The 15,312-nt window shown below is 53.4% G+C and carries 16 protein-coding genes; 9 read left to right on the top strand and 7 right to left on the bottom strand.

Going from position 1 to position 15,312, the window contains the following annotated elements; genetic code table 11:
- Positions 1-69 precede the first annotated feature (69 nt).
- Positions 70-579: a Fur family transcriptional regulator gene (locus tag RI501_RS10630; protein WP_057732665.1), complete on the bottom strand. Its 510-nt coding sequence runs from the start codon at positions 577-579 to the stop codon at positions 70-72.
- 275 nt (positions 580-854) lie between these two features.
- Here RI501_RS10630 and RI501_RS10625 point away from each other — a divergent pair, with 275 nt between their 5' ends.
- The 3 genes from RI501_RS10625 (at position 855) to RI501_RS10615 (ending at position 4,282) form a co-directional block, all read left to right on the top strand.
- The gene (locus RI501_RS10625) at positions 855-1,541 is read left to right on the top strand and encodes a VIT1/CCC1 transporter family protein (RefSeq protein WP_313822421.1); all 687 of its coding nucleotides are present in this window, start codon (positions 855-857) and stop codon (positions 1,539-1,541) included.
- A gap of 16 nt (positions 1,542-1,557) precedes the next feature.
- Entirely contained in the window at positions 1,558-2,268 is a 711-nt protein-coding gene (locus RI501_RS10620; RefSeq protein WP_313822419.1) for a VIT1/CCC1 transporter family protein, read from the top strand.
- A 439-nt stretch (positions 2,269-2,707) separates the two neighbouring features.
- Positions 2,708-4,282 (top strand): APC family permease, encoded by a 1,575-nt coding sequence (locus tag RI501_RS10615; RefSeq protein WP_313823223.1) that lies wholly within the window; start codon positions 2,708-2,710, stop codon positions 4,280-4,282.
- A gap of 47 nt (positions 4,283-4,329) precedes the next feature.
- On the opposite strand, the gene RI501_RS10610 is transcribed toward RI501_RS10615, so the two are convergent.
- Positions 4,330-4,767, bottom strand: a complete 438-nt coding sequence (locus RI501_RS10610) for a hypothetical protein (protein ID WP_313822417.1) — start codon at positions 4,765-4,767, stop codon at positions 4,330-4,332.
- A gap of 138 nt (positions 4,768-4,905) precedes the next feature.
- Positions 4,906-5,355, bottom strand: a complete 450-nt coding sequence (locus RI501_RS10605) for a GNAT family N-acetyltransferase (RefSeq protein WP_313822415.1) — start codon at positions 5,353-5,355, stop codon at positions 4,906-4,908.
- Between the two features lie 212 nt (positions 5,356-5,567).
- Between RI501_RS10605 and RI501_RS10600 the strand changes: the two genes are divergently transcribed.
- Entirely contained in the window at positions 5,568-6,608 is a 1,041-nt protein-coding gene (locus tag RI501_RS10600) for a lactonase family protein (protein WP_313822413.1), read from the top strand.
- A 348-nt stretch (positions 6,609-6,956) separates the two neighbouring features.
- A complete protein-coding gene (locus tag RI501_RS10595) occupies positions 6,957-7,160 on the top strand; it encodes a hypothetical protein (protein WP_313822412.1) in 204 nt (67 codons plus the stop codon).
- Between the two features lie 169 nt (positions 7,161-7,329).
- Here the strand turns inward: RI501_RS10595 and RI501_RS10590 are convergent, their stop codons facing one another.
- The 3 genes from RI501_RS10590 to RI501_RS10580 are packed head-to-tail and all read right to left on the bottom strand — an operon-like array spanning position 7,330 to position 11,307.
- Positions 7,330-8,247, bottom strand: coding sequence for a sce7725 family protein (locus RI501_RS10590; protein WP_313822410.1), 918 nt, complete (start codon positions 8,245-8,247; stop codon positions 7,330-7,332).
- Positions 8,244-8,936 carry a hypothetical protein gene (locus tag RI501_RS10585; protein ID WP_313822408.1) on the bottom strand — a complete coding sequence of 231 codons (693 nt, stop codon included), beginning with the start codon at positions 8,934-8,936 and terminating at the stop codon, positions 8,244-8,246. The genes RI501_RS10590 and RI501_RS10585 overlap by 4 nt, the downstream gene beginning before the upstream one ends.
- Positions 8,926-11,307, bottom strand: a complete 2,382-nt coding sequence (locus RI501_RS10580) for an ATP-dependent DNA helicase (protein ID WP_313822406.1) — start codon at positions 11,305-11,307, stop codon at positions 8,926-8,928. Before RI501_RS10580 ends, RI501_RS10585 begins: the two co-directional genes overlap by 11 nt.
- Positions 11,308-11,430: 123 nt before the next feature.
- Here RI501_RS10580 and RI501_RS10575 point away from each other — a divergent pair, with 123 nt between their 5' ends.
- The gene (locus tag RI501_RS10575) at positions 11,431-11,637 is read left to right on the top strand and encodes a hypothetical protein (RefSeq protein ID WP_313822404.1); all 207 of its coding nucleotides are present in this window, start codon (positions 11,431-11,433) and stop codon (positions 11,635-11,637) included.
- Between the two features lie 154 nt (positions 11,638-11,791).
- On the opposite strand, the gene RI501_RS10570 is transcribed toward RI501_RS10575, so the two are convergent.
- On the bottom strand, positions 11,792-12,142 hold the full coding sequence (locus RI501_RS10570) for a hypothetical protein (protein WP_313822402.1): 351 nt from the start codon (positions 12,140-12,142) through the stop codon (positions 11,792-11,794).
- A gap of 364 nt (positions 12,143-12,506) precedes the next feature.
- Between RI501_RS10570 and RI501_RS10565 the strand changes: the two genes are divergently transcribed.
- The 3 genes from RI501_RS10565 (at position 12,507) to pstA (ending at position 15,309) form a co-directional block, all read left to right on the top strand.
- Positions 12,507-13,400, top strand: coding sequence for a phosphate ABC transporter substrate-binding protein PstS family protein (locus RI501_RS10565; RefSeq protein ID WP_313822400.1), 894 nt, complete (start codon positions 12,507-12,509; stop codon positions 13,398-13,400).
- 78 nt (positions 13,401-13,478) lie between these two features.
- Positions 13,479-14,432, top strand: coding sequence for a phosphate ABC transporter permease subunit PstC (gene pstC, locus RI501_RS10560; RefSeq protein ID WP_313822398.1), 954 nt, complete (start codon positions 13,479-13,481; stop codon positions 14,430-14,432).
- A complete protein-coding gene (pstA, locus tag RI501_RS10555) occupies positions 14,422-15,309 on the top strand; it encodes a phosphate ABC transporter permease PstA (protein ID WP_057732695.1) in 888 nt (295 codons plus the stop codon). The genes pstC and pstA overlap by 11 nt, the downstream gene beginning before the upstream one ends.
- Positions 15,310-15,312 lie beyond the last annotated feature (3 nt).

The raw sequence follows: 15,312 nt of genomic DNA, 5'->3' as shown, positions 1-15,312 counted from the left end.
CGGGTGTTTTCAAATAGATTAAAACTGCACGACGCCTGTAACCTCACTGTAACATCAGAAGAAACCGGTTTAATCGGCTGTCGGTGCCGGCGCGGCACCCTGAGCCCACTGTTTTCTGGCGGGATCGATATGCAACTTTTGTTGGCATTCCGGGCATAACCCGTAGACCTCCACGTGGTTACTGGTGACCAAGTATCCGGTTTGTTCGCTGGCTTCGCGGTTGAGTTGTTGTTCCAACTGGGCGAAGTCGGGGGCGAAGACGTCGGTAATCTTGCCACAGTTTTCGCAAATCACGTGGTAATGGGGCTGCCCATAGAAGTCGTAACGGACGCCGCCGTTATCGTTGGGTAGTTCGATCACAATACCAAGGTCCACTAAGAGGTTTAACGTGTTATAAATCGTGGCCATACTAAGATTAGGTTGTTCCGCCGCTAATGCGGTGTAGATGGTTTCAACGGCCGGGTGATTGTGATGGTTGACCAGGTAAGTCAAAATTACCCGGCGCTGGGGCGTTACCCGAATATGATGATCCTTTAAGGTCTTTAACGCTTGCGCTAAAAGTTGGTTAGGTTGGGCCATGGGAATCCCTCCTTATAATTAGTCTTATCTGACTCTATTAAACCACATTTCGACCAGACTTCCAGTTTTCCGTTTTAATTTAGAACAATTCGTGGTTACGATAATTTTTAGTTGGTAGATGATTTACTTTTCCGGGATTCGTGCTAGAATAGAATTGTTGTTAGATAAGAACGATTCTAATATAGATAAAATTTTAGTCATACCAAACTTTTGAGTTTGATTCGTGCTATGATAAAAGTACTGCGGTTGTAAAACCATGTAGGGGGTTAGGAATAATGGAATCAAAGAAGAAGCCAGCAACTTTAGCGCAACGCATCAACGTCTTACGGGCCAGCGTTATGGGGGCCAATGATGGCATCTTATCCGTTGCGGGGATTGTTATCGGGGTGGCCGGAGCAGCCACGAGTAGTTTCGCCATCTTTATCTCAGGGATTGCCGGAATGATTGCCGGGACGGTGTCGATGGCCATGGGGGAATACGTTTCGGTCAATACGCAAAAGGATGCTCAGCGTAAGGCGATTGAAACCCAGACGGTCGCGTTAGATGACGATTATGACGGAGAATTCAACTTCATCAAGGATAAGTACGTTGCCAGTGGGATTAAACCGGAATTAGCCGAACAGGCGGCCCACGAAATGATGACTAAGGATCCCATCAAGGCCACGGTTCGTGAACGCTTTGGGTTTAACGTAGGAGAGTACACCAATCCATTTTCGGCGGCCATTGCGTCGATGATTTCCTTTCCGACGGGCTCCATCCTACCGCTGTTATCGATCAGCTTGTTGCCGAAGAACTTACGGATCTGGGGGACGTTCGTGGCGGTCATCATCGCGTTATCGATTACCGGCTATGTCGCGGCGATTCTGGGGAACGCCAACCGACGGAACGGTACCGTGCGAAACGTGGTAGCGGGAGTCATTACCATGCTGGTCACGTACTTTATCGGTCGATTATTCGCATGAGAGGGAGCGCTAAACAATGGTAGCAAATGATACGTTGCGTTTAAAGAAGAGTAAGAAGCAACACCAAACGATGGATGAAAAGCTCAACACGTTGCGGGCTGGGGTGTTGGGGTCTAACGATGGTATTCTGACGGTAGTCGGGGTCCTATTCAGTGTGGCTGCGGCGACCACGAACCAGTTCACGATTTTTATCGCCGGTTTGTCTGACCTGATTGCCTGCGCCTTTTCGATGGCGTCTGGGGAATACGCCTCCGTTAGCACGCAAAAGGATACCGAACGGGCGGCGGTCGCTAAGGAAGCCGAGCTATTAAAGACCAACTTTGACGACGAACTCGCGACGGTCCAGAAGTTCTACGAAGGCCGGGGCGTCACGCCAGCAACGTCTTTGGCCATCGCCAAGGATCTGATGAGCAAGAACGCCCTGGAAACCATTGTCGAAGTGAAGTACGACATCAAGCTGGGACACTACATGAACCCATGGGATGCGGCCTTCTCCTCACTGTTCTCCGCGTCGGCCGGGGGGGTCTTTCCGCTGGTTGCGATGACCTTTCTGCCGGTGGCTTGGCAGTGGCCGGGGACCATCATTGCCGTGATCTTATCTGTGGCGTTGACGGGTTTTCTGAGCGCCAAGTTGAGTCACGGTCTGGTCAAGACGGCGATTGTCCGCAACATCGTGGTCGGGATTATTACCATGTTTATTCACTACTACGTCGGTCAGCTTTTCTAAGGAATTTCTAAGCTATTTGCCAGACAGGGAGTGTACAATAGCCAAATAATCCCGCGACGGGAATTAGAGACTGTTTAGAAATTTAAACGAGGACTGTAGTTGTTAAATGCGATGCTAGTGGAGGATAAAACTGGTTTTCCGCGGACAATCAGGAGCCCCAAAGCTTGCAACCATTACACTGGTGGGTTAACCGGAAGAAAATCACCATTGCCAGTGTGAGCTGGAGGGCCAGGCAGAAATGGGCTCAGGGGTGAAATTTGTGTTGGCCGGTGTTCTTTACCGGCCTAGACAAAGGTCGGTCTTCAAGACCTGGGCTACGGGCTTGAAGCCGTGCCCACCCCGTTCCAGCCCGTTTCTGACTGGCCTGGAAGCGCCAATCCTAAGCTACTCTTACTGACCGTCGCGGTTGAAAGTGAGGAAATTTGGCTTGAAGCGTAAAATGAGTTTGTTTTCATTGGTCATGCTAACGCTCAGCGCCATCATTGGGTCGGGCTGGTTATTTGGGGCCGGAATGGCCGCCCAAATTGCCGGTCCGGCCGCTATTTTGTCCTGGATTTTAGGGGCCGTCGTGATTGGCCTGATTGCGTTAAACTACATCGAGTTGGGAACCATGTTTCCCACCAGTGGCGGGATGAGCCAGTACGCGGCGTTCTCCCACGGGCCGTTATTGGGGTTCGTGGCGGGGTGGGCCAACTGGTTGTCCCTATTAACCATTATTCCTATTGAGGCCGTGGCGGCCGTTCAGTACATGAGTTCGTGGCCCTGGTCTTGGGCCAACTGGACCCGGGGCTTTCTGCACGCCGGCAACGTCACCAATCTGGGGTTAGTGATTGTCTTTCTCTTCATCTTGGCCTTCACGTTGCTGAATTTCTGGTCGGTCAAGTTGTTGACGCGGTTTACCAGTTTTATTTCGATCTTTAAGCTGGGGGTTCCAACGCTGACGATTCTAGTGTTGGTCCTGACCGGTTTTGAGCCGCAAAACTTTGCGGCTAAGGCAGGCTTTATGCCGGGTGGCAGCGCGTCGATCTTTGCGGCGACCACCGCGGCGGGAATCATTTTTTCATATAACGCCTTTCAGACCACCATTAACATGGGTAACGAAATCGAGCACCCGGAGCGCAACATTTTCTGGGGTATCGTGATTGCCTTTAGCATTAGCACCGTGATTTATACGTTTTTGCAAGTGGCCTTTATCGGTGCCGTACCCGCGAGTGCGTTGACCCATGGTTGGTCGGGAGTCAACTTCGAGTCTCCGTTTGCCGATATCGCCATCCTATTAAATTTAAATTGGTTATCGACCTTACTCTACCTAGACGCGTTCGTATCGCCGTTCGGGACCGGGGTGTCGTTTGTGGCGACCACCAGCCGGGCGCTGGCGGCGATGACCGGCACCAAGCACATGCCGACTAAACTGGGAGAAGTTAACCGCAAGTACCAGACGCCCCGACGCGCCATGTTGGTGAACATGGTGTTGGGGGTGGTGCTGGTGGCAGGATTCCGAAACTGGAGTGCTCTGTCTAACGTGATTTCCACGTCCACGCTGATTGCGTATCTGACCGGACCGGTGACGGTGATGAGTCTACGGCGGCAAGCGCCGGACTTTACCCGACCGTTTCGGTTGCGGCACCTAAATTGGTGGGCTCCGGTAGCCTATGGGTTGGCCAGTCTCGCGATTTACTGGGCCAAGTGGCCCACCACGGTCGAAGTCTTCGGGGTGATTGCGTTAGGCCTAGTGTTCTACGTGTATTACGAGGTGCGGCGGCCGAAGGGCTGGCCGCAGCTACGGGCCAGTCTACGCGGCGGCCGCTGGTTGTTAGCCGAGATGATTTGGTTAACGCTAATGTCGTTAATCGGTAGTCACCAGTTCGGTGGCGCCGGTTGGTTGCCATATCCACTAGACTTTGTCGGAGTCCTGCTGGGCAGCTGGGCGTGCTACGCGCTAGGCGTTCACGACGCTTATCGCAGCGAATCTCTGGACGTGGCGGCTGAATTGAACCAACGAGTTACCGAATAGCAGACTAAAAACGGCACTTCATCGGGAAGTGCCGTTTTGTGTGCTCACTATTTTTGATAGAACCAGCCCATGGCGTGCTGGGGCGACCACTTGATGTGCTGGCCGTCTAAGAAGCCTTCTTGAATTTTTAGGCGTTTTTGCTGGGCCTTAGGGCTGTAAATGGCCTTGACGTAGAGGACGCCGCTCGATAAGTAGTGGCCCTTCAAGTAGTAGGTGTGGGCGTTGATTTTGCGGTACGAGACCTTGCTCAGGTGGTCGGCCACGGTGGGAGGATTGAGCTGTAGCGTCAGCTTGGTGGCGGTGAACTTGAGATTAGGTTTTTCACCGAGTGCATCTTTTTTATGCATCGCGTAAGTGCCGCGTAAGACCTTGGGGGTCCCCGCGTGCCACTTAGCTGCCTGCGCGGTTGTGGTCGTCATGGCGGTTCCCAGGCCCCAGGTCCCCAGTGCCACGATCGTTAATCCTAAGAGTCGACTTTTTAACATGACAGATTCCTCCCATATTAGCTGCGTATTGCCTGCCAGTTCATTGGTTAAACTAACCGGTGAATTCGGTTTCAGTATACCACAGCTAACCGGGTGATGCGGGTGTGGGAGCCGATGATTTCAACCGTGAATTGGCCGCTAGTGCTTGGACCAGCGCCAATTTTGCTGAGCGTCTTGTTCGAAGCCCGCTGCAGCCACCACGGCGTCATCTAAGTTCTGCGAGTCCTTCAGCGTGAGGACGGTTAGCTGAAGTTCTTCTTGGGCGAAGTTGACGAGCCGGTCAACGATTTCTTGTTGTTCGCTGGCCGGCAGCGTTGCGCCACTCAGGTAGGCCTGCCCCTTGTGGGCGGGAAGGTCGACGGTGTGGAAGCCGCCCCAGCCCACGAGCTTGTGGGTGGCCCGTCGTTCAATTCCCCAGGTCAGTGCGTTGCGGCTCATGGTTTGGTGCATGTTGGTATTAATCCACTCGGCCGTTTCGGCGAGGTCTTGATTGGTGATGGCGGCCACCTGCTTTAAGCGAAACTGAGTCAACCAATCGAAGCGAAACAAAGGGGTGAGTAGCGGGTGATAGCCTTCAAAGCTAGACATAAATTTGGGATCCTTTCTGTTTCCAAGATGGGGGCGGCTAACAATTAAGGTGAACGAACCAAGCAGTTAGCTTATCGCTCAATTAGTCGCGTCGATAAATTAGTTTCATTGTACCGGTTATTGGCGGCGACCACCAGTGACTTAGTCGTTTTTGTGGCGAAGAGCTGTGCTATACTAAAAGGGGATACAGACAAGTTGAAAGGGGTAACAGTATGACCGAAGAGTTTTACATTGGGACTTATACCAAACGCATCAGTCGTGGGATTTATCAGGTGAGCGTCGATCAAGATGCCGCTAAGTTGACGAATTGCGAATGGTTGGCATCTGCCGGCAGCCCAACTTATATTGCAAAATCAAAGGCACAACGTTTGTACGTCATCAACAAGAAAGAAACCGATGGCCAAACGGAGGGTGGTCTGATTATCTACGACATGTCAGACAAGAAGCCACGGGCCATTCAACAGGTCTTGACGCCGGGCTCTTCACCCGCCTACGTTGCCGTGGATGAAGCGCGGCAGCTGGTTTACACCGCCAATTACCACACGGCTAAGATTACGGTTTACGCCATTGCGGCGGACGGTTCACTGACCGTTGCCGATGAATTGACGGATACCGATCCCGTGGGCCCAGCCCCCGAACAGGCTGACGGGCCCCATCCCCACTATGCCGATCTGACACCGGATGGTCGGTTAGTGGTATGTGACTTAGGAACGGATCGGGTTTACCTCTACGACGTTGCCGACAATGGGAAGCTGTCCATTGTGAGTCACGTCGATTTACCTGCCGGTTACGGTCCGCGGCACATCGTCTTTGATGCGTCGAAGAGCGTGGTTTACCTGGTTGGGGAGTTGAGTAGTAACGTTGCCACGTTAACCTATGACGAACAAGCCGGCAAATTTGCGGTCAAGCAAATTACCCACGTCATCCCGGATGATTGGACGGCGCATAACGGGTCCGCAGCCATTCGCTTAAGCAGTGACGGGCGTTTCGTATACGTTTCTAACCGGGGGAACAACTCGATTACGGTTCTGAAGACCGCCGATGACGGAACGTTGACCGAAATTCAACGAATTGCGACGGAAGGGGACTTCCCCCGGGACTTTAACTGGACGGCCGACGAAAGCTTGGTCTTAGTGGTTCACCAAAAGTCCGATAACGCGAGTCTCTTTAAGCGCGATGCCGAAACGGGGAAGTTGACGCTAGCGCAAAAGGACTTCATGGTGCCCGAAGGTGTCAGCGTCTTACCTGCTTAACCTAATGTGCACAATTACGGTACCGAAGCGGGTACCCAAAGATAGTTGGGTCCGCTGAACTGCCGAGTGGCCATTATTCCTGAATTTTGGGATAATGGCCACTTTTATATTCAGGCCACCACCTGACCGTCCTGGGGCCCAGCTAGGGTTGATAAGCCATTTGCCATAAATCTCAGGCCAGTTAGATAGTTAATAGACTAAATTGTAAGTCAATGATTGGTCAAAAGGACCAACCCAGAAGAATTCAGGTATATTTATCGTAAAGGGGAAGGATGGTGCGTTGAAGTCATCGTTTGGGGGCAGCAGCGTACCGGAAGGCAGTCTATCTTGAAAATGGGGGTAATCATGATGTTTGCATTCCTAGGATCTTGGCTATCATTAGTGGTGACGTTTCTGACGATTTTCTTCTTCGTCTATGGCGTGGTGACATTCTGTTACCAACGGTGGGATAACCACAAGAAGCGCAGTGCTAAGCGAAAGTTACAGGCTTGGGCAAAACCAACGGGGGTCCAATACTGGACGGTTACCAAGCTGGAACCGAATAAGCATTAACTATGAAGTTGTAAGCGATACCGGATAAAAATGAAAGTGGACCCGAACCGTTGTTTAGCGTTGGTTCCGGTTAAGCTCAAAATGACCATTATTCCGAATGCAGGAGTAATGGTCATTTTGACGTTAAAAGGCACCGGCTAACCGCTGTTTATTCCCTCTGGGGGAAGGGCTAAACCGGATAATTTTGGCGGAAAAAAGCCGCCATCAGTTGGAGGTGGTGTTCCGAGCTGAGTCGCTTGACCACGCCGAGGCCTGGAAAGTGGTGTTGGTCGTGGTAGGCCGCCAACTGTTGGGCCGCTGGCGTTTGCGTCGCCGCGGGTTGGTCGGGAAGCCAGGCCGCCAGCTTGGCCACGGCCTGGAAAAACTTTTCCTTGGGATGCTTGTAGTCACTGCGGTCGTCCGACACAAAGCGGCGAATGCGTAATTGGTCGCCGGCAAAATAGGTCAGGTGAAGCGTCACGGCGCGGGCCGGATACCCGTGTTCGCTGTAGTGACCGCCGGTGAGGGTGTAGTCGCTAAAGCCCTGGTCGTGCGCCCAGGTTGCGCGTTGCCAATCGTCACTGAAGAAGCCATCGGTCAGGTCGGCGTAGGTCTGCTCGCGGTCGGGAAACCACGCGTGGTCGAACAAGCTGACGGTTGGGCGGTGAAGCAATTGCCGAATGCGGGCTTCGGGTGGGACCAGCAGATAGGTGGGTAAGTCGAGCCACCCGGCGCCCTGGGCCGCGGCGAGTTCGTCGTATTGGCGAGCAATCAACAGGGTGTGGTGACCCTTTAGCGGCGTCAAGGCTTCTGGTGTGGTCGTCGGTCCGAGGACGTGGCCCAAGATGAGGTTGGGGTTGTCGCGCCACGGGGACCAGTCGTGGAGTTTTTGTTGGGTCAACGCGTAGTCGCTGACCGTGGGATTGGTCACGATGACCAGTGGCTGGTCGTGCTCGACAAAGGCGGCCACGGTTTGCGGGAGAGCTTTGATATCGCGGACCGGTTCGATGATGGGGATGAGGTTGGGCGGAAGGATCCGTTGCTGGGCAATGGCTTTTAACGCCTGCAGATCGAACTGCCGCCCACGAAAGTACGGAAAGTAGATCATGACTGTGACTCCTTTAGCCGTTGTTGGAGCTGATAGACCTCGAGGTTCAGTGCGTCAATCTCCGTTTGGAGCGCGGTCACGGCGGTTTCCTCGGTATCGGCGACGAACTGGTCGTAGAAGTTATGGTCGGGGGTGTAGACGTCATAGTGTTGGTGACGTTTCTTCAATTCTTGGTAGAGACGCTCGGTGCTGTACTGCTTCAGGCCGGTCGCCATCTGCTTGGCCTTAAACACTTCGCGGCCCTGCGAGGCGATGAAGCGACTTTGTAATTCGGTAGCGGGGACCTGCAGTTCCTGGTGCCGCGGGGGCCGGGCGACCGTCAAATATCCCGGGGTAACCGGGGGTTCACTGGCCGTGGCCAGGAGTTGCGGGTCAAACGGGCGGTAGATCAGGACACCAATGCCGGTAGGAATTTCGTCCGCCACGGTCTGATAAAGCTTTAACGGGAGGACAAAGTAGTTATAGTGACCCACGAACGATAATTTAGCACTGGAGTGAAAGTCGCTTTTGGTGACTTTGAGTTCGTAACAGCGCCATTCCACGGTGTGGTCCGGCAATTCTTGGTAACTGAGGGTATCGACGATGCCTTGATCGTTAGGCATGGTCACCTCTTCAACCGCGGTAGCGCCAGTCTCGCGGCAATAGTAATATAGCGTCTGTTCCATGGCTAACGTTAATTTAGTTTTCATGCTGCGGGGCCTCCTGAGTCCAAAAGTGAGCGATGGCCGGGCCCAACTGTTCGGGCCGGTAGAGTCGTTGGTAATGCTGCCAATGCTGCGGGTAAAGCTGGGTGTAACGCGAGGTGGCAAACCGCTGATCCATCAGTAAAATCACCCCGACGTCCTGAGCCCCCCGAATCAAACGCCCAGCGGCCTGAAAGACGTTGTTGAGACCGGGCAACTGGTAGGCAAAGGCGAATCCAGGTTGGTCCTGCTGGTCGAAGTAGTCGCGAATCAAGTCATTTTCGGGGCTAATCCCCGGCAGACCCACGCTGACGATGCCCACGCCGATCAACCGCTGGCCTTTCAGGTCGATACCTTCGGAGAAGATCCCCCCCAGTAGCGCGAAACCAACCAACGTCCGCTCCGGATTGGTGGTGAAAGCGTCGAGGAAATCTTGGCGCGCGGTTTCGGTCATCTGGGCCTCTTGGCTAATCGTGTGAACCTTGGGGTAGGCCAGCTCGAAGGCTTGCCGGACCGTCAATAGGTAGCTGTAGGAGGGCAGAAAAATTAAGTAGTTGCCGGTGCGGCCATCCACCAGCGTTTTAATCGCTAACAAGATATTGGCGAGGTTGGCTTGACGTTGTTTGTAGGTGGTTTGAATGTAGTTGGTGATAAGGATTTGTTGGTGTTCCGGCGGGAAGGGTGACTCCAGACGGTAAGCCAAACTGTCGGTGCCACCCCCCAGGACGGTCTGGTAGTAGCTTAACGGCGAGAGGGTCGCCGAGAACAGCACAGCTCCGTGACCTAATGCCAGACTATCGGCCAGAAAGGCACTGGGGTCGAGACAAAGCTGTTTGAGTGTGACGTTATCGTCCTCGAGGGTCAGGCGCATCCGGTAGGTGTCGTCGTAGTACTCGCCGATACGCTGGTAGCTGATGGCCGTAAAGTAAAAGTCGAGAATCGCCTGGGTGAAGGGTGTTTGCGGTTGATCGGCCAGCCAGTCGTGGATGGCTTCAATCAGGCGACCCAGCTCGTGGTTAAAGGCTTCGGGTGGTGTCAAGAAGGTGGTGTCGGTTTGGCCGCTCTGCCGTAAGGGGGCGGCGACGTCGGTAAAGGTGTCGCGCAGGTCGCGTAACCGGCGGCGGAGTTTGGCAGAGGCCTGGGATAACCCCTCGCTTTGGTCCAATAGGCGGTCCAGCGGCCGACTGCTGATGGCCGCCGAATACATATCACGGGAACGGTCGACCAGGTTGTGGGCTTCGTCGATTAGGAAAAAGTTGTCCGGGTCGGTAGTGGCGAAGAAGCGTTGGAGGTGCACCTGTGGGTCGAAGAGATAATTGTAGTCGCCAATCACGACATCACAAAAAAGGCCGGCGTCCAATTGAAATTCAAACGGATCCAGGGTATGTTTGCGCGCGTAGGTTTCAATGACGTCGCGGGTGAGCTGGTCGTTATGCTGAATCAAATCGAGTAATGCCGGCTTCAGTCGGTCGTAGTAGCCCAGCATGAACGGGTTGTTTTCGGGCAATAGGTCGACTTCTTCGGGAAAGCGGATTTTGTCTTTGGCGGTCAGGGTGATGCTTTTGAGTTTTAGCCCCTGGGTGGCCATTAACGTGATGGCTTCCTCGGCCACGCGGCGGGTACTCTGTTTGGCGGTCAGGTAGAAAATACGTTGAATCACGCCCTCGCCGATGGCTTTAATGGTGGGAAACAACGTTGAGATGGTCTTCCCGGTCCCGGTGGGGGCTTCCGCAAAGAGCCGTTTACGACTGAGAACGGTCTTGTAGACGGCCACGGCGAGTTCGCGTTGCCCGGGGCGGTACTGACCGAAGGGAAAGTCCAAGGCTTGCACCGTGGGGTCGCGGCGTTGCCGGAGCTCGTCCCGAAAGGTTAACCAGGTCTCGTATTCGTCGATGACTTGGTGAAAAAAGGTTTTGGCGGTGTCCCGGTCGATAGTCTGGTCGGTTTGGGTGACCTGGTCCGTGCTGGTCTGGTAATAGGTTAACGTCAGCGTGAGGCTGGTCAACGTCGGCAGCTTGCAGAATAGCATGTGCGCGTACAGCTTGACCTGGGCCCAATACAGGGTCAAGGTGTTGTCGCTGAGCTGGTCGAAGTCCGTATCCGACGTTTTGATCTCTTCGATATTGGCCGTGGTGGCTTCATCTGATGCTAACGTGACCCCGTCGGCTCGACCGTGCAGGAGGTAGTCGTGGCCCGCCAATGTGAGGGGCAAATCTAGGTAGTATTCTTTTTGGTAGTCGGTGCCGCGTTGCTTTTGCAGGCGCCGGTGAATTTGAGCGCCCAATAACGCCGTATTTTGGCTGTTGGACGTGACGCCTAAATCGCCGGTTCGTAGGGTGAACTCGACCAGGTCGCGAACCCCGAGTTTGATTGACATGGTGACTTCCTCCGTTTCTGGGCCTAATCATACCATATTTTGTACCGGGTTTGAACGCACGTTCGTGGGGGGCGCTTGACGCTACTCAGTGGGTTCGCTATCCTCAATGGAGGAGGCGATGGGATGAACGAAAAGCAGATGGAACGGCTCTGTCAGGTCGTCGGCCCCAAGTACGGCCTTAAGTTGACGCACCAGGGCATGGTGATTACCAGCGTGGATGGAACGGCAACTCACTTTGACGCGAGCCAGTACATGCCGGATCAATTTATCGATTTTTTGACTAAGATTATCGGGACTAAGATGAAAGCTGATTTATGGGATTGGCAGTAGCCGAGATGGGGAACCGGACACGACGCTGACACGGGCACCCAGGGACCGTTAGTTGCGCTTAACGTAAAAAAGATCACTATTCCGGAATTTGGAATGGTGATCTTTTTTACGTTAAGGCTTACCAGCTAAACACCGTTTAGTTTGGGTTTTTGAGTTAAGCTTCTTCCCAGCGATCAAAGTCTTGAGCGTGAGCGCCCAGATAAACGATGGCTTCTTGGGTTAAAGCGGCACTTTCTTGTTTCATCGCGTCAGTTTCTTTGACGGCGTTGACGTCTTCTTTGTCCCACAGAAAGCCGGTCGCAATTTCTTCGTACTTGGTCCGGCGCCCAATGCCGTTATCCTTGAACAGCTCATCGAGCCCTTTCAAATCTGGCTGACCGGCCTGGGCTACTTGTTGCGCTAAGTTCGGCTGCCGGCCCAGCTTAACGGCGGCATAGTCCATGAGAAAGTCGTTCATATCAACGATAATATCGTGACGTGCTTTTGTATCATTTTTCTTTGCCACTTCAGATCACCTCTTAGGTCAATTCTAGCCATTTTAGAGAAGAGACGCAATTGTTCTGGTGGGTTAATGGTGGTCACCAAAGTAAACCGGAGTGGTCGGCCGACCTTTCGAGCGGTTGTGCGGGCCACTGCCCCCCCCATTAATTAATGGATAAATGGTTCGATTGATGGACCGCTAACCCTTGATATAAAGGGATTTATAGTAAACCGCCCAACATTTACTCAAAATTTACATGATTGCGACAATTACTATATATTAGTCGCTTAGAATGGGCTTTGTAAGTTAAGGGGAGGCGTCACAGAGTTCGTTGCCTAACTTACGAAGTTGACGTATCGACTATATTAAAAGACATGGAGTGACAGGGATGAATAAAGGAACAAAGTTAGCAATGGGGTTTGCCACGATCACCTTATTATTGGCAGGTTGTGGGAAAGCCACCAGTTCAACTAGCAGTAGTAAGTCTAGTAGTGCAGAACTTTCTGGTAAGGTAACGGCAGTGGGCTCGACGGCGCTACAACCCTTAGCAGCTAAGGCTGGCGCTAACTTTACGTCAAAGCACAGTAAGGTTAACTTGACGGTTCAAGGCGGCGGTTCAGGGACCGGGCTGAGCCAAGTTCAATCTGGTGCGGTTTCGCTTGGGGATTCTGATATCTTCGCCGAAGAAAAGAAGGGGATTGACGCTAGCAAGTTGACCGACCACAAGGTGGCCGTTGTCGGCATGGGTCCGGTGGTCAACAAGGATGCCGGCGTGAAGAACCTGAAGATGTCGCAATTAAAGCAAATCTTTACGGGTAAGATTACCAACTGGAAGATGGTTGGCGGGAAGGATCAAAAGATCGTCATCATCAACCGGGCCCAAGGTTCCGGGACCCGAGCAACCTTTGAAAATGCTGTTTTGAAGGGCGCAACGGCCGTGAAGTCCCAAGAACAAGACTCCAACGGTGCGGTGCAAAAGATTGTGGCCACGACGCCAGGGGCCGTGAGTTACTTAGCCTTCTCTTACTACACCAACAAGTTACAAGCCGTTTCGGTCGATAACATCGCCCCAACGGATAACAACGTGGAAAACAACAAGTGGAAGATCTGGTCCTATGAACACATGTACACTAAGGGCACGCCTAACGCAACCACGGCGGCCTTCCTGAAGTACATGACGTCTAAGGACGTTCAGAACAGTCTCGTTAAGGATATGGGTTACATCAGCATTCACGACATGCAAGTGACGAAGGATGCGAAGGGCGTTGTGACGTCTAAGTAACCGGGGTTAAGTTGAACGTTTGGGTGAAGGTGCGCGGTTATACGGCACCTTCACCTTTTTTAAGGGGGAAGTTAGCTCATGGAGCAAACAAGTTCAGGCTTTAAACAGGAAGACACCCAGCCGAAAGACTGGGCGCAACAGTTGCATCACGCGACCCGTGCCACCCGTGAGGACTGGCTCGGTCGGGGGATTAGTTACCTATGTATTGGGGTCATCATCTTGGTGGTCGCCTCGATGCTGTGGTTCATTACCTCGAAAGGGATTGCGACGTTTACGCAAAACCACGTTAACATTGGTCAATTCTTGACCGGGACGAACTGGGCACCGGATCAAGGGAAGAACGGCGCATTGCCCATGATTTTGGGATCGTTTGCGGTGACTTTTGCCGCAGCTATCGTGGCAACGCCGTTTGCGGTGGGGACGGCCATCTTCATGACCGAAATTTCCCCGAAACGGGGACGTAAGGTCCTCCAGCCCGTGATTGAACTACTGGTCGGGATTCCGTCCGTGGTCTACGGGTTTATCGGATTGGCCGTGGTAGTGCCGTTCATGCGGCACCTGGTTGGTGGTTCCGGGTTTGGGATCATCTCCGCAACCTTCGTACTGTTCGTGATGGTGCTACCCACGATCACCACGATGACGGTCGATAGCTTACGGGCCGTGCCGCGCTTTTATAAGGAAGCCTCGTTAGCCTTAGGGGCGACGCGGTGGCAGACCGTTTCGCGGGTGATTCTTCGAGCGGCGACGCCAGGTATCCTGACCGCCATTATTTTCGGGATGGCCCGGGCTTTTGGGGAAGCCTTAGCCGTCCAAATGGTGATTGGGAATGCGGCCGTGATGCCGAAAAACCTGATTTCGCCAGCTTCGACGCTGACCAGTCAACTGACGACGGGGATTGGGGACACGATTGATGGGACTTTGCCCAATAATGCCCTGTGGTCGCTAGCTTTAATTTTATTATTGATGTCATTGTTCTTTAACGCCTTAGTGCGGGTCATTGCCAAGAGGGGGCAACTTAGCCATGAACGCTAAACGAAAAGACTTATTGGCGACGATTATCATCGACGCCATTGTGGCAACGGTGGTCGGCATCTTAGTTTTCTTGCTGGCCTACATCCTGATTTCGGGATTACCCCACGTGAGCTGGTCGTTTCTGACCGGGTCCGCCGACTCCTTTAGTGGGGCCGGGGGCATTGGGGTCCAACTCTTCAATTCGTTTTATTTGTTGATTCTGACCATGTTAATTTCGATTCCCATTTCGCTGGGCGCCGGGATCTACTTGGCCGAATACGCCAAGGACAACTGGCGCACGCGGTTGATTCGTTCCGCCATCGAAGTCCTCAGTTCGCTACCTTCCGTGGTGGTCGGCTTGTTTGGCTTCTTGCTGTTCGTGGTGAAGTTCAAGATTGGTTTCTCGGTGATTTCCGGGGCCATCGCCTTGACGTTCTTTAACCTGCCATTATTGACCAGAAACATCGAAGAGTCCCTGAGTGCGGTGCCCCGCAGTCAACGGGAAGCCGGGCTCTCGTTGGGCTTGTCGAAATGGAAAACGGAAATTGGGATTATTTTACCGGTCGCCTTACCCGGCATCGTTACCGGGGTTGTCTTAAGTGCCGGGCGGGTCTTTGGGGAAGCCGCCGCGCTGATTTACACCGCGGGCCAAAGTGCGCCCGTGACCAACTTTGCGGACTGGAACCCGATGGATGCAGCCAGTCCGTTGAACCCCCTGCGACCGGCCGAAACGCTGGCCGTGCACATCTGGAAAGTCAACACGGAAGGGCTGGCTTCGAACGCGGCGCAGCTTTCCGCGGCGGCTTCGGCGGTCTTGATTATTGCCGTGCTGTTGTTCAACCTGTTCGCCCGGGTCCTGGGGAATTACCTCTACCGGCGCGTCACGGCTAGCAAGTAAGGA

This window comes from Levilactobacillus zymae (assembly GCF_032190635.1).
Taxonomy (GTDB): Bacteria; Bacillota; Bacilli; order Lactobacillales; family Lactobacillaceae; genus Levilactobacillus; species Levilactobacillus zymae_A.
This window is presented reverse-complemented; position numbering and strand designations above follow the sequence as displayed.